Source organism: Kitasatospora sp. NPDC024654 (assembly GCF_055559155.1).
The window spans coordinates 1-24,564 of the sequence record NZ_JBVHLF010000058.1; the positions used below are offsets into that span (position 1 = coordinate 1).

23 protein-coding genes are annotated in these 24,564 nt (G+C 74.2%); 6 read left to right on the plus strand and 17 right to left on the minus strand.

The window, feature by feature from the left end; all coding sequences use genetic code 11:
• The first annotated feature begins 210 nt into the window (after window positions 1–210).
• Window positions 211–492, plus strand: a complete 282-nt coding sequence (locus tag ACZ38L_RS27540; protein ID WP_396559178.1) for a hypothetical protein — start codon at window positions 211–213, stop codon at window positions 490–492.
• On the opposite strand, the gene ACZ38L_RS27545 is transcribed toward ACZ38L_RS27540, so the two are convergent.
• Together ACZ38L_RS27545 and ACZ38L_RS27550 are read right to left on the minus strand one after the other, a co-directional pair.
• A complete protein-coding gene (locus ACZ38L_RS27545) occupies window positions 444–758 on the minus strand; it encodes a hypothetical protein (protein ID WP_465698204.1) in 315 nt (104 codons plus the stop codon). The two genes, ACZ38L_RS27540 and ACZ38L_RS27545, sit on opposite strands and share 49 nt — an antisense overlap.
• Window positions 759–830: 72 nt before the next feature.
• A complete protein-coding gene (locus ACZ38L_RS27550) occupies window positions 831–1,241 on the minus strand; it encodes a hypothetical protein (RefSeq protein WP_465698206.1) in 411 nt (136 codons plus the stop codon).
• 76 nt (window positions 1,242–1,317) lie between these two features.
• Between ACZ38L_RS27550 and ACZ38L_RS27555 the strand changes: the two genes are divergently transcribed.
• Complete coding sequence (locus ACZ38L_RS27555) at window positions 1,318–3,624, plus strand: SpoIIE family protein phosphatase (protein WP_465698208.1); 2,307 nt, start codon at window positions 1,318–1,320, stop codon at window positions 3,622–3,624.
• Between the two features lie 55 nt (window positions 3,625–3,679).
• On the opposite strand, the gene ACZ38L_RS27560 is transcribed toward ACZ38L_RS27555, so the two are convergent.
• The 12 genes from ACZ38L_RS27560 to ACZ38L_RS27615 all read right to left on the minus strand — a co-directional run bounded on the left by ACZ38L_RS27560 (window position 3,680) and on the right by ACZ38L_RS27615 (window position 17,656).
• Window positions 3,680–4,138 carry an ATP-binding protein gene (locus tag ACZ38L_RS27560; RefSeq protein ID WP_465698210.1) on the minus strand — a complete coding sequence of 153 codons (459 nt, stop codon included), beginning with the start codon at window positions 4,136–4,138 and terminating at the stop codon, window positions 3,680–3,682.
• 40 nt (window positions 4,139–4,178) lie between these two features.
• Window positions 4,179–4,559 carry an STAS domain-containing protein gene (locus ACZ38L_RS27565; RefSeq protein ID WP_465698212.1) on the minus strand — a complete coding sequence of 127 codons (381 nt, stop codon included), beginning with the start codon at window positions 4,557–4,559 and terminating at the stop codon, window positions 4,179–4,181.
• A gap of 138 nt (window positions 4,560–4,697) precedes the next feature.
• Window positions 4,698–5,333 carry an HhH-GDP family DNA glycosylase gene (locus tag ACZ38L_RS27570; protein WP_465698214.1) on the minus strand — a complete coding sequence of 212 codons (636 nt, stop codon included), beginning with the start codon at window positions 5,331–5,333 and terminating at the stop codon, window positions 4,698–4,700.
• Window positions 5,330–5,890 carry a hemerythrin domain-containing protein gene (locus ACZ38L_RS27575; protein ID WP_465698216.1) on the minus strand — a complete coding sequence of 187 codons (561 nt, stop codon included), beginning with the start codon at window positions 5,888–5,890 and terminating at the stop codon, window positions 5,330–5,332. The genes ACZ38L_RS27570 and ACZ38L_RS27575 overlap by 4 nt, the downstream gene beginning before the upstream one ends.
• Before the next feature lie 47 nt (window positions 5,891–5,937).
• On the minus strand, window positions 5,938–9,150 hold the full coding sequence (locus tag ACZ38L_RS27580) for a HAMP domain-containing protein (RefSeq protein ID WP_465698218.1): 3,213 nt from the start codon (window positions 9,148–9,150) through the stop codon (window positions 5,938–5,940).
• A 143-nt stretch (window positions 9,151–9,293) separates the two neighbouring features.
• Window positions 9,294–9,557, minus strand: coding sequence for a hypothetical protein (locus ACZ38L_RS27585; RefSeq protein WP_465698220.1), 264 nt, complete (start codon window positions 9,555–9,557; stop codon window positions 9,294–9,296).
• Window positions 9,481–9,957: an STAS domain-containing protein gene (locus ACZ38L_RS27590; protein ID WP_465698222.1), complete on the minus strand. Its 477-nt coding sequence runs from the start codon at window positions 9,955–9,957 to the stop codon at window positions 9,481–9,483. The genes ACZ38L_RS27585 and ACZ38L_RS27590 overlap by 77 nt, the downstream gene beginning before the upstream one ends.
• 120 nt (window positions 9,958–10,077) lie before the next feature.
• Window positions 10,078–12,480 carry a SpoIIE family protein phosphatase gene (locus ACZ38L_RS27595; RefSeq protein ID WP_465698224.1) on the minus strand — a complete coding sequence of 801 codons (2,403 nt, stop codon included), beginning with the start codon at window positions 12,478–12,480 and terminating at the stop codon, window positions 10,078–10,080.
• Window positions 12,481–12,623: 143 nt separating this feature from the next.
• Entirely contained in the window at window positions 12,624–13,505 is an 882-nt protein-coding gene (locus tag ACZ38L_RS27600) for a SigB/SigF/SigG family RNA polymerase sigma factor (protein ID WP_465698226.1), read from the minus strand.
• Window positions 13,506–13,675: 170 nt separating this feature from the next.
• A complete protein-coding gene (locus ACZ38L_RS27605) occupies window positions 13,676–14,503 on the minus strand; it encodes a hypothetical protein (protein WP_465698228.1) in 828 nt (275 codons plus the stop codon).
• Between the two features lie 63 nt (window positions 14,504–14,566).
• Complete coding sequence (locus tag ACZ38L_RS27610; protein WP_465698230.1) at window positions 14,567–15,682, minus strand: PP2C family protein-serine/threonine phosphatase; 1,116 nt, start codon at window positions 15,680–15,682, stop codon at window positions 14,567–14,569.
• Between the two features lie 123 nt (window positions 15,683–15,805).
• Window positions 15,806–17,656 (minus strand): cholesterol oxidase substrate-binding domain-containing protein, encoded by a 1,851-nt coding sequence (locus ACZ38L_RS27615; protein ID WP_465698232.1) that lies wholly within the window; start codon window positions 17,654–17,656, stop codon window positions 15,806–15,808.
• Between the two features lie 208 nt (window positions 17,657–17,864).
• Between ACZ38L_RS27615 and ACZ38L_RS27620 the strand changes: the two genes are divergently transcribed.
• The gene (locus ACZ38L_RS27620) at window positions 17,865–18,929 is read left to right on the plus strand and encodes an NAD-dependent epimerase/dehydratase family protein (protein WP_465698234.1); all 1,065 of its coding nucleotides are present in this window, start codon (window positions 17,865–17,867) and stop codon (window positions 18,927–18,929) included.
• Between the two features lie 20 nt (window positions 18,930–18,949).
• Here ACZ38L_RS27620 and ACZ38L_RS27625 read toward each other — a convergent pair whose 3' ends face one another.
• Entirely contained in the window at window positions 18,950–19,768 is an 819-nt protein-coding gene (locus ACZ38L_RS27625) for an alpha/beta fold hydrolase (protein ID WP_465698236.1), read from the minus strand.
• A 483-nt stretch (window positions 19,769–20,251) separates the two neighbouring features.
• On the opposite strand from ACZ38L_RS27625, the gene ACZ38L_RS27630 reads away from it, so the two are divergent.
• The 3 genes from ACZ38L_RS27630 to ACZ38L_RS27640 all read left to right on the plus strand — a co-directional run bounded on the left by ACZ38L_RS27630 (window position 20,252) and on the right by ACZ38L_RS27640 (window position 22,553).
• A complete protein-coding gene (locus tag ACZ38L_RS27630; RefSeq protein ID WP_465698238.1) occupies window positions 20,252–21,307 on the plus strand; it encodes an alpha/beta fold hydrolase in 1,056 nt (351 codons plus the stop codon).
• 110 nt (window positions 21,308–21,417) lie between these two features.
• Window positions 21,418–22,128 (plus strand): SDR family NAD(P)-dependent oxidoreductase, encoded by a 711-nt coding sequence (locus tag ACZ38L_RS27635; RefSeq protein ID WP_465698240.1) that lies wholly within the window; start codon window positions 21,418–21,420, stop codon window positions 22,126–22,128.
• 80 nt (window positions 22,129–22,208) lie between these two features.
• Window positions 22,209–22,553, plus strand: coding sequence for a nuclear transport factor 2 family protein (locus ACZ38L_RS27640; protein WP_465698283.1), 345 nt, complete (start codon window positions 22,209–22,211; stop codon window positions 22,551–22,553).
• A gap of 43 nt (window positions 22,554–22,596) precedes the next feature.
• Here ACZ38L_RS27640 and ACZ38L_RS27645 read toward each other — a convergent pair whose 3' ends face one another.
• On the minus strand, window positions 22,597–23,778 hold the full coding sequence (locus ACZ38L_RS27645) for a sensor histidine kinase (RefSeq protein WP_465698242.1): 1,182 nt from the start codon (window positions 23,776–23,778) through the stop codon (window positions 22,597–22,599).
• Entirely contained in the window at window positions 23,775–24,560 is a 786-nt protein-coding gene (locus ACZ38L_RS27650) for a response regulator transcription factor (RefSeq protein WP_465698244.1), read from the minus strand. Before ACZ38L_RS27650 ends, ACZ38L_RS27645 begins: the two co-directional genes overlap by 4 nt.
• Between the last annotated feature and the right edge of the window lie 4 nt (window positions 24,561–24,564).

Here is a 24,564-nt window from a genome sequence, read left to right on the forward strand (position 1 = left end):
AAAGCACACGGGGTGGGAACCGGCGAAACCCACAAAAACCCCAAAAAGAAAAGGAAGGAGTTGTCGGAATCAGAACAAGACGCAACACAACCCTCTTTAGAGGGACCCCCGGGGGGGGCGGGTTCCCCCCCGGGGGGGCACCGGCCGCTCGCCGTCGGTGGCCGGGCTCCCGCGGGTTTGAGGCCTCGCCCCATCGGGCAACGGCCGGGCATGGAACGCATCAGCGTCGAGCCGGTCGGCGACCACGAGTACCTGGTCCGGCTGACAGCGGGCGGCCGGGATGCCGCGTCCTGGTTCCGGGCCGATCCGGCCGTCCTGGACGAGCTGGGCATCGGCGCCGACAAGGAGCGGCGGGCCGTCGAGCAGACGGCGGGCTTCCTGGTCGACCGGCAGGACGCCCAGGACCTCCCGAAGTGGGTCGACCTGGACGACGTCGTGGCCAGTTACCAGGACTTCCCGGACGAGCTGCGCCGCCGGCTCGGTACCGGCTGACCGACCAGTGCCCTGTGCCTGACCCGATACCGAACCGGGCCGGGGCGTCGGCCTGTGCTCGTGCGGTCACCCGGTGTGGGCGGCTCGGTGGGCGAACCGCTCGACGAGCGCGCGGTCGAAGGCGGGCAATGGGCCGGCCGGCGGCTGGAGATCAGCACGTTCGGACCGTTCTCGCAGACCTCGACCTCGCGGTCCACCCAGGACGCTCCGGCATTGACCAGGTCGGTCCGCAGGCTCGGCCGGGAGGTGAGCGTCCGCCCGTCCACCGCGCCCGCCTCGATCAGCGTCCACGGGCCGTGGCAGCGGGGACCGCCAGGCGACCCCTTCCCTCGTGGTGCTCACGCGTGCTCCTCCCGGTCATCCGGACAGCCGTCGCCGTAGCGCTCCTGCCAGGCGCGGGCACGGGCGTTGTGCCAGGCCACCCCGCGGTCGACCTGCTGCTCGGAGAGACCGGTGGCCAGCGCGAGCGATTCCAGGCTCACCTCGCCGTCCTGCTCCTCCAGGACCCGGCAGACCTTGCCGGCCCACTGCTCCTCGTCGAGGTAGGGGCGGCGACGGTACTCCTCCACCAGATCTCCCAGGTGGTCGATCGAGCACGCGGTCAGCACCCGCTTGCCGTCCAGCCGGGGATCGTCCTCGTGCAGCGCCGAGGAGTCGGGCACCAGGGCGTAGAGCTCGTCGTCCTCGGTGATCACCGTCCCGCACTTGTCGCACAGCTCCGGGAGGTCGTCGGGATCCATGTCGTCCATACTTCGCGCCTACCCGGGTCCCCCTCCGGACGAACACCGGTAAAATCGCCGCGGGAGCATGCGCCACGGAGTGGACATGGCAGAAGTCGAACCGTCCGAGCCCAAGCCGGAGTCCGGGCCCGAGCCCAGGCCGTCGGCGGGTGCCACCTCGGAGCTGGCCGCCGAGGTCGCCGAGCTGCGCCGGCAACGCGCCGAGTGCCATCTGCTGGACCTCGCCGCCGGGGTACTGGTCGCCCGGCTGGGCATCGAGCCGACCGAGGCCACCAGCCATCTGGTCTCGCTCGCCGAGTCCATCGGGCAGCGGCCCGCCGACCTCGCCGCCGACCTGCTCAACCAGCCCACCGGCACGATCCCGCCGGTGGGCCCGGAAGACCCGGCGGCGGCCCCGGAGGAGCTGGCACGGGCCCGCCCGCTGCGCCGTGCCGCCGAGACGGCCGCCGCCCGGGAGAGCCTGGACGAGGTCGCCGCCACCCTGCTGGACGAGCTGCTGCGCCCGCTCGGCGTGTGCGGGCTGCTGCTTTGGCGGCTGACCGACGCGGACCGCCTGGAGCTGGTCGGCGGCACCGGCTTCAGCGTCCTGGAGCGCACGCACTGGCAGTGGCTGCCGCCGCAGTGGCCCAATCCGCTGCGCCGGGCCGTCCTGGAGGGCGCGCCGCTCTGGCTGCCCGCCGGACCGCCGGGCCCCGAGCGGCTGCCCGGGCCGGCCGTGGACGCCGCCCGGGCCGTCCTGCCGCTGTGGCACGCGGGCAGACCGGTCGGCGTCGCGTTGGCCGTCTGGCCCGCCGCCACCGAACTGCCGGAGCCGGTTCGTGATCGGCTGGCCGGGCTGACCGAGGTCGCCGCTCGGCTGCTGGCCGTCCAGCCGCACACTGACCGGATGGCCCCGGCCCGTCCCAGCGACCGACCGGTGATCGCCGCCCTGCTCGACCTGCTCGCCCAACCCGCTCTGATCGTCAGACAGCTGGAGCAGGAGCCGAGCCTGCGGGTGGAACACGCCAACGCTGCGGCCCGCCGGATCGGCACCGCGGCGGAGCCGTCCGTCACCCGGCCACTGGCGCGGTTCCTGCCCCACTCGTCCGCCGGGATCGCCGAGCTGATCCGCCGCGCCCAGGCCTCCGGTGCCCCGCAGCGGGCCGCCCGGCTACCCGCCGAGACCCATCCCGGTGAACCCGGCGCGCTGGTCAACGTCCGGGTGCTGCCGGTTGACCCGGCACACACCGTGGTGCTCTGGCACTCCGGCAGCCTGGACCACAGCTTCTCGGTGCTGCGGATCGCCGGCGGCCTGGGCAACATCGGCGCGTTCGAGGACGACCTCACCACCGGGACGGCCCGCTGGAGCGAACAGTCCTTCGCTTTCTTCGGTCTGCCGCCGACCGCCGTCCCGCTCCCGCTCGCCCGGCTGCACGCGCTGCTCGATCCGGTGGACGCCGCCGGGTTCAGGGCCGCGCTGCAGGTGCTCACCACCCGGCGGGAGGCGTTCAAACTGGTGGTCCGCACCCCCCGGGCGGAGGGTGGCCAGCGGCACGTCCGGGTCGTCGCCGAGCCGTTGCTCACCCACGGCACGCTGACCGGCATCACCGGGATCTTCCAGGACGTCTCCGCCCAGTACCACACCGAGCTCGCGCTGGCCGCCACCTTCGACCAGCTCACCACCGTCCGGGAGCAGGCCGCGGTCCGGCACCGGCTGGCCCTGCAGCTCCAGCGGGCGATCGTGCCCGAGGTACCCGACCTGCGGAAGCTGCCCGGCCTGCAGGTCGCCGCCCGTTACCGTCCGGCCGCCCAGGAGTACCGGGTGGGCGGGGACTGGTACGACGTGCTGCCGCTGTCCGACGGCCGGGTGATGGTCGCGGTGGGCGACGTCGCCGGGCACGGCATCGAAGCGGCCACCGGCATGGTCGCCCTGCGCAACGCGCTGCGCGGCCTGGCACTCACCGGGCAGCGCCCGGGCCGGCTGTTGCAGTGGCTCAACGAACTCACCCTGGGCACCGTCGGCCACCCCACCGCTACTGGCGTCTGCGCCCGCTACGACCCGAAGTCCCGCCTGCTGACCTGGTCCAGCGCCGGCCATCTGCCCCCGCTGCTGATCCGGGACGGCCGAGCCGAGTTCCTGGAACCCGAACGCAACGTCCTGCTCGGCGCGCTGCCCTCGGCGCAGTACCAGGAGAGCAGCACCGAGCTGCGCGCCGACGACACCCTGGTGCTCTACACCGACGGCCTGATCGAGCGCCGGCACGACGACCTCAACCGCTCGCTGGCCGACCTGCGGGCGAGGGCCGAACGGCTGGCCTCGGCGGAACTCGACGAGCAGGCCGACCGGCTGCTCTCCCAGGCCTCCGGCGACACCGACGACGACAGCAGTCTGATCATCATCCGGATCCTGTGACTGCTCCGGGAGCGAAACGGTGACCGGCCGGGCCCGCACGGAACGGGCCGGGGCATCAGCGCGGGTCCGGCGCCGCGATCTCCGCCCAGACCCGCTTGCCGTCGTCGACCGACAGCACCCCCCAGTCACGGGCCAGCAGTGCCACCACGCGCAGCCCGTGCCCGCCGGGGCCGACCGGATCGCCCGGTGGGCGCGGCACCGGCGGGAGCGGGCTGGGGTCGGCCACCTCGACCCGTAGCCGCTCGGCGTCGCAGTGCAGGACCAGCTCGCTCGGCCCGCCCGCGTGCTGGCAGGCGTTGGCCACCAGCTCGGAGACCACCAACAGCACGTCGTCGGCCACGGTCTGCCGCCGGCTGTCGAAGGCCGGCAGCCAGTCCCAGTCGACCAGCGCCTTCCAGGCGAAGTCACGGCACCGCCCGACCGTGCCGGCCACCGGGCCGGGCAGCGGCAGCCGGCGGGAGCGCTCGGTCGGCGCGCCGTCCGACGATCCGCGGTCGCCGAAGGGTCGGGACATCGACCCGCGCTCGCCACTCATCGCCATGCCACCCATCCGGTCAGCCGTCCGACGACAGCGCCTGCGCCACGCTCGGATGAACCTGGAAGACCCCGCCGGCGCCGGTGATCTCGAAGAGCCGGGCCACCTGCGGGCCGAGCCCGCACAGCTCCACCTCCCGGCCGGACTCCCGGGCCGCGAGCCGGGCCCGCAGCAGCACGTTCAAGCCGGTGGAGTCGCAGAACCGCAGGTCCGCGAAGTCGAGCAGGATCCGCGCCGGGGCGGCGGCCAGGCAGCCGTCCAGCGCCTCGCGCAACACGCCCGCCGTGTCGTGGTCGAGTTCGCCGCGCAGCACCAACACCCGGCTGCCCGGTGCTCCGCGCACCGCCACGCTGAGCCGGCCCTCGCCGACCCCGGTCGTTCCCACGCCGTCCTCTGCCATCACGGCTCCTCGCGGTTCACAGCGCCTCCGAACATGCTGCCCGGTTCTTCGCCATCCGGTCCCCCACCATCCGGTGCCCCGCCACCATCCTGCCCGGTCCCGCCGCGAGGCGCCGGGCCGTCAGGGGCCGGACGCCGGTCATGCGGCCTCCCTCGAGGAGTCGTCCGCGCCCAGACGGACCCGGACCAGGGCCGCGGCGAGTCGGGCGGCGTCGGCGGGCCGGACCAGCCGGCCGAGTTCCTCGGCGCTCTTCGGCAGGCCCTCGGCGGCGGCCTGTTCGCGCGCCGCGCGGTCGAAGAACGGGTACAGCCCGGGCCAGACCGCCTGGGCCTCGCGGCAGAAGATGTCCGCGCCGACCGGGCCGATCCGCGGCACCTCCTGGAGCAGTCGGTGGATCCCGGAGGTCTCGCCGCGGGCCTCGGCCCGCAGCCGCCGCAGGTCGCCGTGCCAGCGCTCCAGCACCAGCTCGGCACCGGCGTGCAGGGCGGTCGCGCTGCTCTCGTCGTAGCGGCGGTAGTGGGCCCGGCCGAGCGCGTCCACGACGTCCTGCCACTCGGCGTCCGCCATCGCGCGCGGGGTGCGCAGCCCGGCCCGGAAGAGCTCGCGGGCGGCGGCCACGGCGATCCCCGCCTTGATCCGGGTGGAGCAGAGCATGGCCAGCACCAGCAGCTGGTAGAGCGGGGCGGGCGTGTCACGCAGGGTGACACCGGCCTCCGCGGCGAAGGTCCGGCCGTGCTCGCGCAGCAGGCGGCGGGCTTGCTCCTCGGCGCTCACCGGGTGCTCCGGTGGGACACGAGGAGGTCGTGCAGCCGCGCCACCGGGCCGCGCTCGGGCGGCAGCAGGTTGTCGGGTGGGATGGACTCGGACGCGCTCGGGCGCGGGCTGGTGCGGGCGTGCCGCTTCACCTCGCGCACCTGCTCGCCGAGCCGGCGCAGCTCGGACCCGGGGATCACGGCGCGCAGGGCGGGGAAGATCCGCGCCTCCTCGTGGCCCAGGTGGCCGGTGACCAGCTCCACCAGCTGGGCCACCAGCCGGTCGAAGCCCGCGGTGGTGGCGGTGCGCCACTGCAGATGGCGCAGCAGCGTCTCGACGACGGCGTGGTCCCTCAGCTCCTGGCCGGCCACCACCTCGCCGTCGGGCAGTTGGCGGACCAGCGGGTAGAGGCAGGACTCCTCGGCGATCGCGTGCCGGACGAGCCCGCCGGTCACCTCGTCCACCAGCGCCTTGCGCCGCGGGTCGCCGATTCGCAGGCCGATGATCCGGCTGAACAGCACCCGGATGTCGTCGTGGTCCGCGGTCAGCTCCTGCAGGATGTCGCGGTCGTGTTCCATCTCGGCCTCCTCGGTCCACGCGGGCGTCTGCCCGGCCGCCCGGGCGGCTAACGCGCCAGGAAGTGTCGGATCCGGCCGAGCAGGTCGCCGGTGTCGACCGGCTTGGTGATGTGGTCGTCGGCGCCGGCCGACAGGCTCTTGGCGTGGTCGCCGGGCATCGCCTTCGCGGTCAGCGCGATGATCGGCAGCGTGCTGTACTGCGGCATCGCGCGGATCGCCGTGGTGGCGGCGTAGCCGTCGAGCTCGGGCATCATCAGGTCCATCAGGACGAGTTCCACGTCCTCGCGGGCCCGCAGCAAGTCCAGGCAGGCCTGGCCGTTGTCGGCGTGCAGCACCCGCAGGCCGTGCTGTTCCAGCGCGCCGGCCAGCGCGAAGGCGTTGCGCGCGTCGTCGTCGACCACCAGCACCACCCGGCCGGCCAGCGTGCGGTCCGGCTCGACCACCCGGCCGGCGGCGGGTGCCGGCAGCTGGGCGGGGACGCCGGGACGGGCGGGCGGCTCGCCGGCGGGCAGGTAGAGGGTGAAGCAGCTCCCCTCGCCGACCCGGCTGCGGGCGACGATGGCGCCGCCGAGCAGCCTGGCGATCTCGCGGCTGATCGAGAGGCCGAGGCCGGTGCCGCCGTAGCGTCGGTTGGTGGTTCCGTCGGCCTGCCGGAAGGCGCCGAAGATGGTCTCCAGGTGTTCGTCCGCGATGCCGATGCCGCTGTCGGTGATCCGGAAGGCCAGCACGTCGGCCGACTCCCCCAGCTGCGGCGGCAGTTCGCCTGCGGTGGCCCGCTCGACCAGCAGCTCCACCCGGCCGACCTCGGTGAACTTCACCGCGTTGGACAGCAGGTTGCGCAGCACCTGACGCAACCGGGCCTCGTCGGTGACCAGTTCGGACGGCACGTCGGGCGCGGTGCCGACCCGGAACTCCAGGCTCTTCTGCCCGGTGAGCGGACGGAACGTCAACTCGACGTACTCCAGCAGCTCGTGCAGCGGGAAGCGCTCGGGGCTGACGTCCATCTTGCCCGCCTCGACCTTGGACAGGTCCAGGATGTCGTTGATCAGCTGGAGCAGGTCGGAGCCGGCCGAGTGGATCACGCCGGCGTACTCGACCTGTTTGGGCGTCAGGTTGTGGGTCGGGTTCTGCGCCAGCAACTGGGCCAGGATGAGCAGGCTGTTGAGCGGGGTGCGCAGCTCGTGGCTCATGTTGGCGAGGAACTCGGACTTGTACATCGAGGTGAGCGAGAGTTGCTGGGCCCGGGCCTCCAACTCCTGGCGGGCATGCTCGATCTCCAGGTTCTTCGCCTCGATGTCCCGGTTGCGCTCGGCCAACAGTTTCGCCTTCTCCTCCAACTCGGCGTTGGAGGACTGCAGTTCCTCCTGCCTGGCCTGCAGTTCACGTGAGCGGGCGCGCAGTTCGCCGGTCAGCCGCTGCGACTCCTCCAGCAGCTCGTCGGTGCGGGCGTTGGCGAGCAGTGAGCTGACGTGGACCCCGATGGTGGCGGTGAGCCGCTCCAGGAAGTCGCGGTGGATCGCGGTGAACGGGCGCACCGCGGCGAGTTCGACGACGCCCAGCAGCTGGTCCTCCATCAGCACCGGCAGCAGGATCAGGGCGCTGGGGTCGGTGGCGCCGGCGCCGGAGGCGATGGTGGCGTAGCCGGCCGGCACCTGCTCGACCAGGATGGTGCGCCGGCCGCGCGCGGCCTGACCGACCAGGGACTGGCCGAGTCGGAACCGGCGCGGCCCGGCGGCAGGGTCGTCCGGCGAGCCGTAGCTGCCGATGGCGACCAGCTCGGTGCCGTCCGGACCCTCCTGGGCGAGGTAGAACGCGCCGTACTGGGCCGCCACCAGCGGGGCCAGCTCGGCCATCACCAGCTCGGCCACGGCGGCCAGCTCCCGCCGGCCCTGGACCAGTTCGGAGAACCGGGCGAGGTTGGTCTTGAGCCAGTCCTGTTCCTGGTTCGCCCGGGTGGTCTGCCGCAGCGACTCGACCATCGAGTTGATGTTGTCCTTGAGCTCGCCGAGCTCGCCGGGCGCCTGCACGGTGATCGAGCGGGTGAGGTCGCCCTCGGCGACGGCGCCGGTCACCTCGGCGATCGCGCGGACCTGGCGGGTGAGGTTGCCGGCCAGCTCGTTGACGTTCTCGGTGAGCCGCTTCCAGGTGCCGGAGACGCCCCCGACCTCGGCCTGGCCGCCCAGCCGGCCCTCGCTGCCCACCTCACGGGCCACCCGGGTCACCTCGGCGGCGAACGCGCTCAGCTGGTCGACCATGGTGTTGATGGTGGTCTTGAGTTCCAGGATCTCGCCGCGGGCGTCCACGTCGATCTTGCGCGTCAGGTCGCCGCGGGCCACCGCGGTGGTCACCTGGGCGATGTTGCGCACCTGGCCGGTCAGGTTGTCCGCCATGAAGTTGACGTTCTCGGTGAGGTCCTTCCAGGTGCCCGAGACACCGCGGACGGTCGCCTGGCCGCCCAGCCGGCCCTCGCTGCCCACCTCACGGGCCACCCGGGTCACCTCGGCGGCGAACGCGCTCAGCTGGTCGACCATCGTGTTGATGGTCTCCTTCAGCTCGCGGATCTCGCCCCGGGCGTCCACCCGGATCTTCTGCGACAGGTCACCGAGCGCGACGGCGGTCGCCACCTGGGCGATCGAGCGGACCTGCGCGGTGAGGTTGCCGGCCATGAAGTTGACCGAGTCGGTGAGATCGCGCCAGGTGCCGCCCACCCCGGGCACCTGGGCCTGACCGCCGAGCCGGCCGTCGGTGCCCACCTCACGGGCCACCCGGGTCACCTCGCCGGCGAACGCGCCCAGCTGGTCGACCATCGTGTTGACGGTGTTCTTCAGCTCCAGGATCTCGCCGCGCGCGTCCACGTCGATCTTCTGCGAGAGGTCGCCCCGGGCCACCGCGGTGGTCACCTGCGCGATGTTGCGCACCTGGTCGGTCAGATTGCCGGCCATCGCGTTGACGCCACTGGTCAGCTCCGCCCAGACACCGCTCGCGCCCGGCACCCGGGCCTGCCCGCCGAGCCGGCCCTCGCCGCCGACCTCCCGGGAGACCCGGGTCACCTCGGCGGCGATCAGCGACAGCTGGTCCACCATCCCGTTGAAGACGCCGGCGATCTCGCTCAACAGGCCGTCCGCACCGGCGGCCAGCCGGATCGAGAAGTCGCCGTCACGCACCGCGGTCAGCCCCGCGAGCAACCGCCGCAGCGCCGCCTCGTCCAGCCCGTCCGGTCTCGCCGTCCCCGCCCGCCACCGCTCCGCCGGCTCGCTCATCCGCCGCTCCTCACCGTGGACGGATCGGCACGGGACACGGCCGCCCCGGTGTCCCGTCCCTCCCACTGTGGCACGCCCGGCGCGGCCTCGACAGACGGCCGGGGGCGGCTACCGTGCGCCCGCCGACGGGTCGCCGGACGGTCCTAGGACTCGCCGTCGGAGGATCCGGTCACCGGGGTCCCGCGGGGGCCGGCGGCGACGCAGAGCAGGGCGAGACCGACCCCCCAGACCACTCCGAAGAGCCAGAACAGCGGGGCCGGGGCCAGGCTGAGCCCGGCGGCCAGTACCGCCAGCGACAGCAGCCCGAGCAGCACCGCCTCGGTGAGCCGGCTACCGCGCAGCAGCGTCCACAGCCGGCTGCGCAGGGCGAACCGGAGCCGGGTGGTCAGACGGTCCCAGTGGTTCATCACGTCTCCTTGCCCCGGGGCCCGGGGTTCCGGCCGACCGCGCGTCGGCTGGGGTGCGGTGGATCGAGAAGAGTTCCGTGGTGCCGGTGAGCGACAGCAGGCGGCGAAGCGTCGGCCCGGGCGCCGCCAGGTCGAGCCGGCCTCCGGCCCGCTCGGCGGCGAGCCGGGCCCGGAGCAGCAGGCTGAGGCCGGTGGAGTCGCAGAACGCCAGCCGGCCGCAGTCGACCAGCAGCCAGGGTTCGGGGGCTTCCAGCGCCTCCTCCAGGACGGCGGCCAGGATTCCGGCCGTGTCGTCGTCGAGCTCGCCCATCGGTGCGATCACCACGCCACGGGCCCACGGCCGGACCGTCGCGGTCAGCGCGGGGCCGGTCGACTGCTGCACGATGTCGTCCATGTGCATGTGGACGCTCCTCGGCTGGTTACCAGCGCGGCGTCTGCCCGGTCGGGGCTGACGCAAACATGCCGGAGCCGACTTTCTACCCGGCCGCCACCACGCCGGTCAACCGTTCATTCCTCCCAATCACCCGAGACGGAAGCCCAGCAGGCAGGTGTCGTCCCGCGGATTGGGCGCCCCCAACCTGCGCAGCACGTGATCCAGGCAGCCCTCCAGGCCGGACGCCCGGTACTCCTCGGCGGCGCGCAGCAGCCGGTCCAGTCCGGAGTCGGGATCCTCGCCGGGCCGCTCGACCAGACCGTCGGTGTACAGCAGCACCGCCTCACCGGGCGTCAGCGGCAGCTCCGCGCGGGTGTACCGGGTGTTCGGCACGGCGCCGAGCACGATGCCGGCGGGGACCTCGGGCAGCCGGGCGGCGCCCGCGCGCAGCAGCACCGGCGGCGGGTGCCCGGCCCGGGCCCAGCCGAACACCCGGGTCGCCGGGTCGAGCCGGCCACAGACCACGGTGGCGATGTAGTCGCTGCCCTGGTGGAAGAGCATCCGGTTGAGCCGCCCCAGCAACACCTCCGGGCCGACCCCGGTGAAGGCGAGGCCGCGCAACGCGTAGCGCAGCTGCGCCATGCCGGCGGCGGCGGGCAGGCCATGGCCGGAGACGTCGCCGACCACGATCAGCACGCTGCCGTCGGGGAGCGTCAGCACGTCGTACCAGTCGCCGCCGACGTGGGCCTCCCGCTCGGCGGGCAGGTAACGGGCGGCGACCTCGAGGCCGGCGACGGCCGGGCCGCGCGGGGCGTCCAGCAGCGCGTGCTGCAACGACCGCACCGTGCGGTGCTCGACCACGGTCTGCCGGCGCTGCTCGGCCAGCTGGACCCGGGTGGAGCTGAGCGCGCGCTCGGTCCGCCGCCAGGCGGTGACGTCCTGCACCACGCCGCGGACCGACACCACCGCCCGCTCACCGGCGCCGACCGCCTCGGCCATCACCCGTAGCGCGCGGACCGAGTCGTCCGGGCGGCGGATCCGGAACTCCAGCGTGGCGGGCGACTCACCGGCCAGCAGTCGCGCGGTCGACCCGTGGACGGCCGGCAGGTCGGCGGGGAGGACGGCCGCCTCGACGGCGGCCACCGGCAGCCGGTCGACGGTGTCTGCGGCGTCGACGACTCCGACGGTCTCGACGACACCGACGGCTCCGACGGCCTCCCGGCCGAACAGCCGGCAGCACTCGGCGGAGCAGACGATGTCGGTCGAGCCCGACTGCCAGTGCCAGGTGCCGAGCCCGGCCAGCCGCTGAGCCTGCTCCAGCTGGGTCTTCCGCCGGGCCAGTTCGTCGTGCGCGCGCCAACTGACCAGCACGCCGTCCAGGAACGGGGTGGCCCGCAGGGTCAGGCTGGCGGCCCGCGGCGCGCCCCCGACCAGCTCCACGAACGGCTCCACCTGCTCCTGGTAGGGCTCGCCGCCGGTGACCACGGCCAGCAGTCGAGCCAGCACACCGGCCGCCACCAGGCCCGGGTACAGCTCGGTGAACCGGCCGCCCACCAGGTCGGCGGCGGTGCGGCCGGCCAGGTCGACGGTGGCCGCGTTGGCGTGTCGCACCCGCAGGTCCACCGGCCCGCCGTCGAGCGCTCGGACGCTCTCCAGGATCAGCACCGGGTCGAGCAGGGCGTCCAGCACGGCGCGGAACCACGGCTCGCCCGGGCTCTCCCCGGCCCGGTCCGGCAGCACCCGGGGCAGCTCTCCCGCGCAGAGCCGGGCGAGCGCCGCGAGGTAGCGGGTGGTCGCCCGGTCCGGACCGCGCTGCTCCGGCCAGCCGACGGCCAGCGAGCCGATGGTGCGACCGCCGATCTCCAGCGGCAGCGCGCAGACGGACCGGCCGGGCACCGTGGAGGTCGCGTGCTCGGGGTCCGCCGCCTGCTCCGCCCAGACCGGGGAGCCGCTGCGGGCCGCCCGCACGCTGGGCACCGCGGTGTGCGGCGGGATCCGCTGCCACTGGCTGAGCTGGTGGGTCGGCACCCCGTGGCTGCCGACCAGGCGCAGCGCGCCGTCCGGCTCCAGCACCGCGAGCGCCACCGCGCCGGCGGCCAGCGGGGCCAGTCCGACCTCGTGCAGCGCGCGGGCCAACTCGTCGGGAGTCCGGGCCGCGCCGAGGGCCGCGGCCGCCAGGTGGTACTTGCGGGCCAGCTCCGTGGTGAGCGCGGCCGGAGCGGGTCGGCGCGGCGCGCTGGGCGGGACGGGCGGCGGGGCGGGTACGCGGGCGGCCACCGGGGCGCCGGCGTCGTCCGCGCCGGTCGGCGGCGCGGCCCGGCCGAGCAGTTCGGCGGCGAGGTCGACCAGCTTGCGGTTGCTGTCCTGCGAACGTCGCACCAGCCAGTCGAAGGCCTGTTCGGGCGTGCATCGCAGCCGCGCCACGAGCAGTCCCTTGGCCTGCTCGATCACGGCCCGGGTCCGCATGGCCTGCCGCAGGCCGGTGATCTCGGACCGCATGCGGTCGATGGTGGCTTCCGGCGGCTCGGTGCCGGTCGGCTCAGCGGTCATCGCCAGCCGCCGCCTTCCGTGCGGGCCCGTGGACGGACCGGGGGCTCCAGCCTAGGCCGCCCGCCGGTGGTGGGCCAGCACGGGCCCGGCCGGCGACGGCCCGACCCTGCCGGTACCGCCCCGGCCGGTACCGCCCCGTGCGGTCAGCGGTCCGCGGCGCGGTCCTCCAGCTGTTCGCGCAAGCGGGTCAGGGTGGCCGAGAGCAGCCGCGAGACGTGCATCTGGGAGACCCCGATCCGCTCGGCGATCTGGCTCTGCGTGCGGTCGCCCCAGAAGCGCAGCAGCAGGACGGTCTGTTCGCGCTCGGGCAGTTCGGCGAGCAGCGGCCGGACCGCCTCACGGAACTCGACCAGCGCCAACTGCCCGTCGTCCTCGCCGATCCGGTCCAGCAGCGAACCGCCGGCCGGGTCGTCGTCCGCGCGCAGCGCGTCCAACGACTCGGTCCGGCAGATCCGCGCGGCCTGCTGGCCTTCCGTCACCTCGTCGAGTTCCAGGCCGAGTTCGGCCGCTATCTCGGCGGCCAGCGGGGCGTGGCCCAGCTCCTGCTCCAGCCGGTCCGCGCCGTGGACCACCGCGAGGTACAACTCCTGAACGCTGCGCGGCACTCGGACCGGCCACGAGGTGTCGCGGAAGTACCGCTTGATCTCGCCCGAGATGGTCGGGATCGCGTAGGTGACGAACTCGACGCCACGGCTGGGGTCGTAGCCGTCCACCGCCTTGATCAGCCCGACCGTGCCGATCTGCACGATGTCCTCACGGTCCTCCGAGCGGTGCCGGAACCGGGCCGCCACGAAGCGCACCAGCGGCATGTTCAACTCGATGAGGGTGCCGCGGACGTAGCTGTGCGCGGCGCACTCCGGGGGCAGTTCGGCGAGCCGGCGGAAGAGCGCGTCACCCAGCTCGCGGGCCTCGGCCTTCCCCATCGCGCGCATCCGCTCGCGCGAGGGGCGCGGCGGCAGGTCGGCGAGGGCGTCGGTGACGGCCTCTGTGGGTGTGACGGCAGCCTGGACGGACACGGTGGTCATCTCCTGGCAAGGCGGGACACCTCCCGCGGGCCGGTCAGAACGCTGGACCACGGCCCCGGGAAGGGGATACCGCCCGCCCGGCTGCTTCAGGCGAGGGCAGCCCGGCACGGTTATCCGTGCCGCTTCCGTCACCTACCCCCCGATGTTCCGTCCAACCCTGGGAGAGACGGTCACTGCAGGATGTTGACCGCCCGGGCGACCACCAGCACCACGGTCAGCAGCGAGACCACCGACTGCAGCAGCATGAGCAGCTTGGCCCAGCGGGAGAGCGGCATGGTGTCGGTCGGGCTGAAGGCGGTCGCGTTGGTGAACGCGACATAGAGGTAGTCCGGGAAGCCCGGTTCCCAGTTGGCCGGGGCGAGGTCCGGCTGCTGCATCTGTGGGAAGAGGAAGTCGGGGTAGTCGTGCGTGCCGCGGGCCCGGGCGGCCGGACCGCCGCGGTCCCACTCCCAGTACCAGAGCGCGAAGGCGATCACGTTGGTGGCCCAGATCGCGCCGCCGGTGCTCAGCAGGGCGACCGCGTCGGAGCCGCCGACGCCCTTCACCAGATCGTGCACCAGCCGCACCGCCGACCACCCGTTGGCCAGGCTGATCGCCGCGACCAGGGTCAGGCTGAGCGCCCGCAGCTGGCGGGTGCCGTGGTCGATCCGGGGGTGCGGGTTCAGCACGACCAGCGCGACCAGCAGCCCGCCCTCCAGCGCCGGCAGTATCCAGTGCGGGTGGATGGTGAGCCGCTCAGGCAGGAAGAACTGCAGTCCGATGGCGCACAGGATCGCCGCGGTCACCGCCCAGCGCTGCTCGCCCTTGGTCTCCGCCCGCCAGGCGGGCACCGGCGGCTCGCCGTCGGTGGCGGCCGGCTCGGGGGCCAGCAGCCGCTCGATCCGGTCCAACCGGTGGCGCAGCAGCTCGGCGAGGTCGTGCGCGCCGTTGCCGGGGGCGGGAGGGGTACCGACGGCCTCGGCCGGATCGTCGGGGTGCTTCTCGCTGTGGGCAGTCATGGCGGACATTGTCGCCGCAGGCCGGCGCGGGACCCGCATGGGGTCCGCCGGCGGCACGGCGGCTCAGCCCGGCCGGCTCACCGCGAGCAGCGCGGCGTCGTCGGTCAGCCCGCCCGGGGCGTAGGCCGCCACGTCGGCCAGCAGGTGGTCCAGCAGCGCATCGGCCTCGCGCTGCGGCGCGGCGGCGAGCCGGGCGGCCAGCGGGTAGAACCGGCCGGCGGCGTCCCGGGCCTCGGAGATCCCGTCGGTGTAGAGCAGCAGCAGGTCGCCGGGGTTCAGCTCGACCGGGCGGGCTTGGTAGTGCCCGCCGGTGAGAGCGCGCAGCGCCAGCGGTGGGGCGGGTTCCGGCGGTGCCAGTTCCTCGACCCGGTGCACCCGGCGCAGCAGCGGCGGCGGGTGGCCGCAGTTGACCAGCGCGCCGGGCCCCGACCCGGTCGGCAGGTTGAGCAGCACGGCGGTCACGAAGCGCTCGTTGGCCGGCCGGCGGGCCAGCGCGGAGTCCAGCCGCTCGGCGACGGCGGCCAGGTCGGGCTCGCTGCGGGCCGCCTCGCGGAAGACCCCGAGCACGTCGGCCGCGGTCTCCACGGCCGTCAGGCCCTTGCCCTGGACGTCGCCGAGCAGGATCCGGGCGCCGTACGGGGTGTCCAGCACCGAGTAGAGGTCACCGCCGATCCGCGCCTCGGCGGCGGCCGCCGCGTACCGGACGGCGATCCGCAGCGGGCCCAGCCGGTCCGGCGGAGGGCGTAGCAGGGCGCGTTGGGCCGCCTCGGCGACGGTCCGGACCTGGAACAGCTCGCGCTCCCGGGCGCCGACCACCACCACGTTGGCGACGCTGGCCAACGTGACGGCGACGACCGCGACCAGCGCGGCGACGTGCACGGGGAGCGCGACGTCGGGGTTGGCCAGCGCCAGCAGGCCGACCCCGATGGTGGCCAGCGCGCCGGCCAGCAGCGGCACCCGGACGTTCCGGGTCCGCGCGCCGGCCAGCACCGGGACGGCGGCCAGCACCGGGGAGGTGGTGCTGCCCGGTCCGGTCAGCAGGTCGATCGCCACGGCCAGCACCAACAGCGCGTACGCCCCGGTGATCAGCCGGCCCGAGCCGGACGCCGCCGGCGGCCAGGACGGGCCGGCGCGGCGCCACGGTGCGCTCCGCTCGGACACGGCGCTCTGCTCGGACACGGCAGGCTCCTCCCGGGGTGGCCCGGCCCGCGTCGCCGCCCGGGTGGGCACGCCGGCCGGATGCCTTTCCCTCACTCTCCCCCGTTCCGCCCGCCCTGGCGAGAGCGATGGGACGGAGCCGGGTCAGCGCAGCAGGGTGTCCAGCAACGGCGAGCCGAAGATCCGGTGCGGGTCGTAGCGGTCCAGCACGGCGACCGCCTCGTCCCAGCCGGGTCCGCCGCCGGCCCGGTAGCTCGCCGGGATCACCCGGCCGATCACGTCCGGGTCGGCCCAGGTCGCGTCGGCGGTGTAGGCCCAGCCCTTGGACCACTCGGCCCGCAGTCCGGCCCGGCTGCCGTCGAAGGTGGCCAGCAGGAACCGTTCCAGGTCGCGGCCGAAGGCGTGCAGGCCGGGGGTGCCGGGCAGGGTGAGCACGTCGAACCAGACGGCGGTGTCCCACTCGGGGTGGTCGGCCCGTGGCCGGACCGGCGAGAGCAGGGCCGGTTGGGCTCCGGGGACGCCACAGGCGGCCGGATCGTCCAGGCCGGTCACCCGGATCTCCACCGCGCCGTTCACCGGGAACTGGCCGCGCGTCTGGTACTGCCCGAGCAGGTTCTGGTAGCCGGCCGCCAGCTGGCTGACCACCCACTGGACGTCGGCCCGGCGGGCCAGCACGGCGTAGCCGTTGGCGGTCATCCGCAGCGTGGTCGGGCGAACGTAGTGCAGCAGGTTGCGCGAGGCGCCCCAGAGGTCCGAGCGCAGGCCGCCGGCCAGCAGGTGGGTGACCACGTCCAGACTCAGCAGGTCGCGCAGTAGCCCGCCGGAGAGCAGCACCGAGGTGAGGTCACCGGTCAGGCCCAGCTGGGCCACCAGGTACTGGAGTTGACCGAAGACCGGGGCCAATGCCCAGGATCCGCTGACCAGTTGGCCGGCCAGCTCGGCCACCGGGTGCGGGATGCTGTCGGAGAAGGGGTAGTTGTAGGGTTGCTCGACCTCCAGCGAGGAGAACGGGCGCTGCGGGGCCACGCTCCAGCTCTTCAGCCACGGGTACTCGGTGTAGGCGAACCAGATCGCCTCGAGGCGGCCGTCCTGGTCGAGGAAGTCGGCGAACCGACGGGATCCACCGCCTGCCCCGGGCGGGGCGAACAGCTCGCCGGCCGGGATGTCGAGCCGGCTCAGGCAGCGCAGCTTCTGGTCCGGGCCGGCGCGGAGCACGGCCTCGGTGACGAAGGCCCGGCCGAGGTGGACCAGGAACGCGGCACTGTCCGCCTCGGCGCGGTCGAAGGTGCGCAGCGTGTAGCGGCCGGCCGGGGCGTCCCAGACCACCGCGGTCAGGCTGGTGACCAGGTTGCTGACCGAGCCGTACGCGTGGCCCGGCGGCGGCTGCTCGCCGGTGGCCGGGACGGCGGTGCCGTGGCCGCCGATCGCCAGCACGCCGCCGACCGTGACGTCGCCGGGGGCGGGGCAGGCGGTCCAGCCGAGGCCGCGGGCGGCCAGGAAGTCGAGCAGCTGGTCCATGGCGGCACCGGCCTGGGCGCGGACCGCGGGCAGGCCGCCCGGCGCGGTGGCGTCGCTCAGCGCGGTGAGGTGCTGGGTGGTGTCCAGCAGCAGCACGGCGGTCGAGGCCGGGGTACCGTCGGCGACGGCGAGCGGCGCCCAGGTGTGCCGGAGGCCCTGCGCGCGCAGCCGCCAGCCCTGCGCGCGCGCCCAGTTGGCCAGGGTGACCACGTCGTCGGGGGTACGCGGGGCACAGGTCCAGAGCTGGTCGGTGCGGATCTCACCGGCCCAGTTCTCGAAGACCCGTTGGTAGAGGTCGATTCCGGCCGGGAACGCGGGCGGCACCGGGGTGGCCGCCTCGGCCGAGTCCGGACCGATCAGGCCGCGCAGCAGCCAGCCGGCCCCGCCCAGCGCGGCGGAGCCGGCGAGCAGGCGACGGCGGGTCAGGCCGTCCGTCCGGGCCGCCCGGGCTGCTGCTGGTCTGTCCGTGCCGTCCATGCCCATGACTCCCCGCCCCTGGGTTCGTGTTGTCGATCTGCCGAGGACACGGTAGGGAAAACGGACACGGAGTCATCACGCCCGAGCGATGCCTCACCCGTTCGAGTGAATCTTGCTTCTTCTGCGAGCCGCTTGAGGTTCTTACCGTCCGCTGACGGACCGTCGCCGAGCCGGCCCAGCCTGGTCCGCGGCGGCTAGCGTCGAGGGCATGGACATTCTGCTCACCGGCGGTGCCGGATTCATCGGCTCGGCCATCGCCACCCGCCTGGTGCGAGCCGGACACCAGGTGCGGGTGCTGGACGCCCTGCTGCCAGCCGTCCACCCCGAGGGGCGGGCGGGGGTGGTGCTACCGGGCGAGGTGGAGTTCGTCGAGGGGGACGTCCGCGACCGCGCCACCGTCGAGCGGGCGCTGCACGGGGTGGACGCGGTCTGCCACCAGGCCGCGATGGTCGGCCTCGGCCTGGACCTGGACGACGCGCCCGACTACGTGAGCTGCAACGAACTGGGTACCGCCGTGCTGCTGGCGGCGATGGCCCGGGCCGGGGTGGGCGCGCTGGTACTGGCCGGCTCGATGGTGGTGTACGGCGAGGGCCGGTACGACTGCGCGGCGCACGGCCGGGTGTCCCCGGGCCCGCGCGACCCGGCGGAGCTGGCCGCCGGCCGCTTCGAGCCGCCCTGCCCACGCTGCGGCGCGCCGCTGACGCCCGGCCTGGTCGGCGAGGACGCCCCGACCGACCCGCGCAACGTCTACGCGGTGACCAAGCTCGCCCAGGAGCAGCTGGCCGCCGCCTGGGCCCGCGCGACCGGCGGACGGCTCGTCGCGCTGCGCTACCACAACGTGTACGGGCCACGGATGCCGCGCGACACGCCGTACGCGGGGGTCGCCGCGCTGTTCCGCTCGGCGCTGGCCGCCGGCCGCCCGCCCCGGGTCTTCGAGGACGGCCGCCAGCGCCGCGACTTCGTGCACGTCGACGACGTGGCGGCGGCCAACGAGCTGGCGCTCACCGCGGTCGGCGGGCGCCCGGCCGGCAGCGTCCGGGTCTACAACACCGGCAGCGGCAGCGTGCACACGGTCGGCGAGATGGCCGAGGCGCTGGCGGCCGGCTCCGGCGGCCCGGCACCGGTGGTGACCGGCGAGTACCGGCTCGGCGACGTCCGGCACATCACCGCCGACTCGGCCCGGCTGCGCACGGAGCTGGGCTGGCGCCCGGCCGTCCCGTTCGCCGCCGGAATGGCCGAGTTCGCCAACGCGCCACTTCGTTGCGGGAGTTGACCGGCATGGCGGACAGAGCGTCAAATCCCCGCATTGGCGACGATCTCGGCGACCAGCGCGGGCCACAGCTGACGCGGCAGCTCGTGGCCCATCCCCGGCGCCGACCACAGCCGGGCACCGGGGACGGCCGCCGCGGTGGCCCGGCCACCGCTCACCTCGATCAGCGGGTCGGCCTCGCCGTGCACCACCAGGGTCGGCACGGTGACCGCGCCCAGCGCCGCCGTCCGGTCGGTGGCGTTGCGCAGCGCGAGCAGCTGACGCAGCAGACCGTCCGGCCGGTGGGCGCGGTCGACGGCGGCCGCCACCTGCGCGCGCCGCAGCACCGGGTCGGTCGGATAGTCCGGCGAGGCGACCGCGCCCCAGAAGAGCATCCCGGCCTCGACCGCGCTCTCCCGCCCCGGCTCGACCGGCGGGAAGAGCGTGCTGATCACCCCCGGCCGGGCCTGGCCGCTCACCCCGTCGCCGGGCAGCGAGCTGATCGAGCAGAGGCTCAGGACCCGGGCGGGGTGGTCGATGGTCAGCCGCTGGGCGATCATCCCACCCATCGAGAACCCGGCCACGTGCGCGGCGGTCACCCCGAGCGCGTCCAGCAGGCCTGCCGCATCATCCGCCAACTCATCCAGCCCGTACGGCGATTGCTGGACCACCTCATCGACGGTTCTGGTCAAGCCGGTGTCGCGATTGTCGTAACGCACCACCCACAGCCCGTGATCGGCCAGCAGCTCGCAGAACTCGTCCTCCCAGAAGGTCAGTTGCGATCCCAGTCCGGCGATCAGCAACAGCGTCGGGTCGGCCCGACGACCCGTCGTCCGGTACTCGACCTCCAGCCCCTTCAACATCGCTCTGGCCATCCCACACCCCGCTCTCCGGCGACCGCGGTCGCGCACCCGGACACCCACCCCGGGCACCCCGACGCACGCTACGGTGACCGGCCGCCCCGGAACAAGATCCAACCGGGTGGTTCATCCGGAAGCCCCGAGCCGGTGGCCGCCCGGGTGGCGGCCAGAGCGGGGCCCGGTCGTTCGCGACACCGTGACCGTCGGTCGGCGCCCCGCCGACGCGTGACCACGCGTGGAGGAGCCGGAAGGGCCCGCGGGGACAGGGGACACCGACGCGACGCCGCCGGGTCGACACCCTGCGTCACCGGGCGCGGGCCCTGCGTGGCGGACCGGATTCGTTGCTCCTAGCATTCACTTGCCGGTCCGGCGCGACCGGTACGCACGATCCCGACGGGCCGTAGTTCCTCGCGCATGTTCTCCGCGCTTGAGGTCGCACTTCCGCAGGAGGGATTCGAAGTGGTCGACAGGCGGACCTTTTCCAAAGTGCTCACGGTGGGCGCGGCGTCGTTTTCCGTGGGCGGCCTCTCGGCGGCCTCCGCCGACTCCACGGCGGGCGGGGCGGAGCCCGCTCCGACCGGTACCTCATGGCCGATCGTCGGGCTCGGGCCGGTCCGCCACGTCCGCACGGACCTGCTCGACCTCGCCTACCACGCGGTCGGCCCGGCCAACGGCCACCCCGTCATCCTCTGCCACGGCTGGCCCTACAGTCCCGACGCCTACCAGGAGGTCGTCCCCGAACTGGTCCGCAAGGGCTTCCGCTGCTACGTCCCCTACCTCCGCGGCCACGGGCCCACGCGGTTCCTCGCCGAGGACACCGTTCGGTCCGGTCAGCAGGCCGCCCTGGGCTCGGACGTCATCGCCTTCATGGACGCCCTGAACATCCGACGTGCCGTCTTCGGCGGATACGACTGGGGCGGCCGCGGTCTGTGTGTCGCCGCCGCGCTGTGGCCCGAGCGCTGCACCGGACTCGTCTCGGTGAACAGCTACCTGATCCAGGACCTCGACCCCGCGGTCATCGACCTGCCGACGGACCCTCCGCAGGTCGAGGCCGCGCACTGGTACTACTACTACTTCCTCACCCAGCGCGGCGCGGCCGGGCTGGCGAAGTACACCAAGGAGCTCGCCCGCGTCGTCTGGACGCGGAACTCGCCCGAATGGCGGTACACCGAAGCCGACCTCGACCGTGCGGCCGCTCTCTTCGACAACCCGGACTACGTCGCCGTCGTGCTGAACTGCTACCGCGTCCGGCGCCTCGCGGCCCCCGGCGACCCGCGCTACGACGAGCTCGAGGAGCGTCTGCTGAAACAGCCTCCCATCACCGTCCCCGCCGTCACGCTCGACGGCAAGGCCGACGGGAGCCTGCCGTGGACCGACGGGACCGCGTCCGCGGCACACTTCACCGGACCACGCGTCCACCACGTGATCCCCCACGCCGGCCACAACCTCCCGCAGGAGGCCCCGGCGGCCTTCGCAGCCGCGGTCCTGGAGGTCAGCCGACTCCACTCGACCACCGGTGTGCCCGCCGCGGCCGGCGGCTGAAGGGCGCGCGACCGGCCCTCGCCGCCAGGACCGGCGGCGCGGTCGGATGCCATCCCGAGCGATCCGCGTCGCGCGAAGCGGCGGGAGACGGAAGAAAGCGATGTCCGACCATGAGCAGTACGCAGAAGGTCGCCGTCATCACCGGTGCCTCCCAAGGCATCGGCGCGGGCCTGGTCACCGCCTACCGCGAGCTCGGCTACGCGGTGGTGGCCACGTCCCGCTCGATCGGCGAGTCCGCGGATCCCGAAGTACTCACCGTGCCCGGCGACATAGCCGAGCCGGGCGTCGGCGACCGTGTCGTCGGCGCGGCTCTGACGAGGTTCGGCCGGGTCGACACGCTGATCAACAACGCCGGGGTGTTCGTCGCCAAGCCGTTCACCGACTACACCGACGAGGACTACGACACCGTGACCGGCGTGAACCTGCGCGGCTTCTTCGAGGTCTCGCGCAGCGCCGTCGCAGCCATGCTCTCCCGGGGGAGCGGCCACCTGGTGAACATCTCCACCAGCCTGGTCGACCACGCCGACTCGAAGGAACCCTCGGCGCTCGCGTCGTTGACCAAGGGCGGCCTCAACGCGGTCACCAGGGAGCTGGCGATCGAGTACGCGGCCCGCGGCATCCGGGTCAACACCGTCGCGCTCGGCGTCATCCGCACCCCGATGCATCCGGCGGAGGCCTACCGGGCCCTTGCCGCGTCGCACCCGCTCGGCCGGGTGGGCGAGGTCGACGACGTCGTCGGAGCGGTCGTCTACCTCGAGAACGCCCCGTTCGTCACCGGGGAGATCCTGCACGTCGACGGCGGGCGGAGTGCCGGGCGCTGAGGACGCGCCCACGCCCCGCGGACCCACCGTCCTACCCGACACCCCGCGGCACGCCCCGCCCGGCAACCGGGCGCGAGGCGATCCTGCGGGGCGTCCTCGACCGGTGGAGAGCGGCCGTCGACGCGCACGAACCGCAGCACGTCGCCGCGCGTTTCACCGAGGACGCGATCTTCCAGGGGCTGCGCCCCTACAGCGTCGGACGGCAGGGCGTCGTCGACTACTACGCCTCCCAGCCCGCGGGGATGACGGCCGCGTACCGGATCCGCGAGACCAGGCGGCTCGCCGACGACCTCGTGCTCGGCTACCTGAGCGTCGACTTCTCGTTCATCGACCGACCCACGCTCGGCGTCCATCTCGGTGTCGTGGTGAAGCGCACGGCGGACGGCTGGTACGTCAGCCACTGCCAGGTCTCCCGTCTCGACTGACGTCGGCGGGGTCGAGCCCGCCCCGGCAGCCGGGTTCCGGGCGTCAGACCGTGCTGAACGGGCCCGCCGCCGGGAGGGCGATCTCGAAGCAGCAGCCGCCGCGGACGTTGCGCACCGAGGCGCGGCCGGCGTGCGCCTCGACGATGCCGCGGACGATCGCCAGGCCCAGGCCGGCGCCGGTGTCCCCGTGGTGCTGGACGGCCGCGCCGGGTGGGCGCCCGGCCGCGTGGCGGGCGGCCCGCGGGGTACGGGCGGTGCCGCCGCGCCAGCCGGTCTCGAAGACCCGGGCGAGGTCCTGCTCCGGGATCCCGCCGCAGCCGTCGGTGACCGACAGCACCACCTCGCCGCGCTCGCGCCGGGCCGCCACCGCGACCACACCGTCCGCGGGGGTCGAGCGGATCGCGTTGATCAGCAGGTTGCCGAGTACCCGGGTGATCTCCCGGCCGTCCACCTCGACCGGCTCCGGCGCCACCTGCTCGCCGCTCAACCGCACCCCGCGCTCGCGGGCCAGCGGGTAGGCTCCGGCGATCGCGTCGCCGACCAGGTCGTAGACCGAGACCCGGGAGAGCGAGAGGGTCAGCGCGCCGGCCTGGATCCGGGAGAGTTCGAACAGGTCGTCCACCATTCCGGTCAGCCGGTCCACCTCGGTGCGGATCCGGGCGTGGTAGCGGGCGGGCTCGGGAGCCACACCGTCCTCCAGCGCCTCGGCCATCGCGCGCAGCCCCGCCAGCGGGGTGCGCAGGTCGTGCGAGATCCAGGCGATCAGCTCGCGCCGGGACGACTCGAGTGCCTGCTCGCGCTCCCGCGACTGCGCCAACCGGGCACTGGTGGCGGCGAGTTCGGCGCTCAGCTCGGCGAGTTCCGAGCCCAGCGGCCCGGTTGGCGCGGTGAAGCCGGAGTCACTGCCGACGGTCCGCGCGGCCCGGGCCAACGCCCGGCTACCGGCGACCACTTGACGTCCCAGCACGGCGGCCGTCGCCAACGAGACCACGGCTGCCATGCAGAGCACCGCTATCACCACGCCGAGGTCGTGCCCGGAGAGGAACATCGCCTGGGCGACGGCCAGGGTGCCCGCGGCCATCGCCAGCACGGTCACCACGGCGACCGCGAACAGCGAGAGCGCCACCGACCGACGGCGCAGCCAGCGCACCGCGGGCCAGCCGACCAGCCCGGCCGCGCCCGCGCCAGCCGCCGCGATCAGCGCCATCACCAGCAGGTCCTTCACGCGGACGCACCTCCCGTGCCGGCCACCGGGCCGGACGCACCGGCCACCGGGCCCGCCGGATCGAACCGGTAGCCCACCCCCCAGACCGTGCTGATCAGCACCGGCGCGGCCGGGTCGTCCTCGACCTTCTCGCGCAGCCGCCGCACGTGCACCGTGACGGTGGACAGGTCACCGAAGTCCCAGCCCCAGACCCGGCGCATCAGCTCGTCCCGCCCGAAGGCCGTGCCGGGGTTCTTGACGAAGAAGCTCAGCAGGTCGAACTCCCGTACCGTGAGCGACAGTTCACGTTCGCCACGGAAGGCCCGGCGGGCCTGCGGGTCGAGCCGCAGGTCGCCCGACGCCAGCGGCGCGGCGGCGTCGGCGAGGGCCGCCGGGGCGGTCTGCCGGCGCAGCACCGCCTGGATCCGCAGCACCAGCTCACGCGGGCTGAACGGCTTGGTGACGTAGTCGTCGGCGCCCAGCTCCAGGCCGAGGATCCGCTCGGACTCCTCGCCCTTGGCGGTGAGCATCACCACCGCGGGCCCGGCCGGCTCGGCGCGCAGCCGCCGGCACACCTCCAGACCGTCCAGCTCGGGCAGCATCAGGTCGAGCACCACCAGGTCGGGGCGCCCCACGGCGACCCGGTCCAGGGCAGCCAGGCCGTCCGCGGCGCGGTCCACGGCGTAGCCGGCCCGCAGCAGGTAGTCGGTCACCACCTCGGCGACGGTCGGATCGTCGTCGACCACCAGGACCCGGGCGGCGGGCGGGGGCGCGGCCGGAGCGGCGGGGGGAGTCACTGTCACGCTT

Bases quoted from the DNA above. Each gene is read 5' to 3' on its own strand.
- ACZ38L_RS27540 (WP_396559178.1), top strand. From the start codon at position 211: ATGGAACGCATCAGCGTCGAGCCGGTCGGCGACCACGAGTACCTGGTC.
- ACZ38L_RS27550 (WP_465698206.1), bottom strand. From the start codon at position 1,241: ATGGACGACATGGATCCCGACGACCTCCCGGAGCTGTGCGACAAGTGC.
- ACZ38L_RS27555 (WP_465698208.1), top strand. From the start codon at position 1,318: ATGGCAGAAGTCGAACCGTCCGAGCCCAAGCCGGAGTCCGGGCCCGAG.
- ACZ38L_RS27560 (WP_465698210.1), bottom strand. From the start codon at position 4,138: ATGTCCCGACCCTTCGGCGACCGCGGATCGTCGGACGGCGCGCCGACC.
- ACZ38L_RS27565 (WP_465698212.1), bottom strand. From the start codon at position 4,559: ATGGCAGAGGACGGCGTGGGAACGACCGGGGTCGGCGAGGGCCGGCTC.
- ACZ38L_RS27575 (WP_465698216.1), bottom strand. From the start codon at position 5,890: ATGGAACACGACCGCGACATCCTGCAGGAGCTGACCGCGGACCACGAC.
- ACZ38L_RS27580 (WP_465698218.1), bottom strand. From the start codon at position 9,150: ATGAGCGAGCCGGCGGAGCGGTGGCGGGCGGGGACGGCGAGACCGGAC.
- ACZ38L_RS27585 (WP_465698220.1), bottom strand. From the start codon at position 9,557: ATGAACCACTGGGACCGTCTGACCACCCGGCTCCGGTTCGCCCTGCGC.
- ACZ38L_RS27590 (WP_465698222.1), bottom strand. From the start codon at position 9,957: ATGCACATGGACGACATCGTGCAGCAGTCGACCGGCCCCGCGCTGACC.
- ACZ38L_RS27595 (WP_465698224.1), bottom strand. From the start codon at position 12,480: ATGACCGCTGAGCCGACCGGCACCGAGCCGCCGGAAGCCACCATCGAC.
- ACZ38L_RS27600 (WP_465698226.1), bottom strand. From the start codon at position 13,505: ATGACCACCGTGTCCGTCCAGGCTGCCGTCACACCCACAGAGGCCGTC.
- ACZ38L_RS27605 (WP_465698228.1), bottom strand. From the start codon at position 14,503: ATGACTGCCCACAGCGAGAAGCACCCCGACGATCCGGCCGAGGCCGTC.
- ACZ38L_RS27615 (WP_465698232.1), bottom strand. From the start codon at position 17,656: ATGGACGGCACGGACAGACCAGCAGCAGCCCGGGCGGCCCGGACGGAC.
- ACZ38L_RS27620 (WP_465698234.1), top strand. From the start codon at position 17,865: ATGGACATTCTGCTCACCGGCGGTGCCGGATTCATCGGCTCGGCCATC.
- ACZ38L_RS27625 (WP_465698236.1), bottom strand. From the start codon at position 19,768: ATGTTGAAGGGGCTGGAGGTCGAGTACCGGACGACGGGTCGTCGGGCC.
- ACZ38L_RS27635 (WP_465698240.1), top strand. From the start codon at position 21,418: ATGAGCAGTACGCAGAAGGTCGCCGTCATCACCGGTGCCTCCCAAGGC.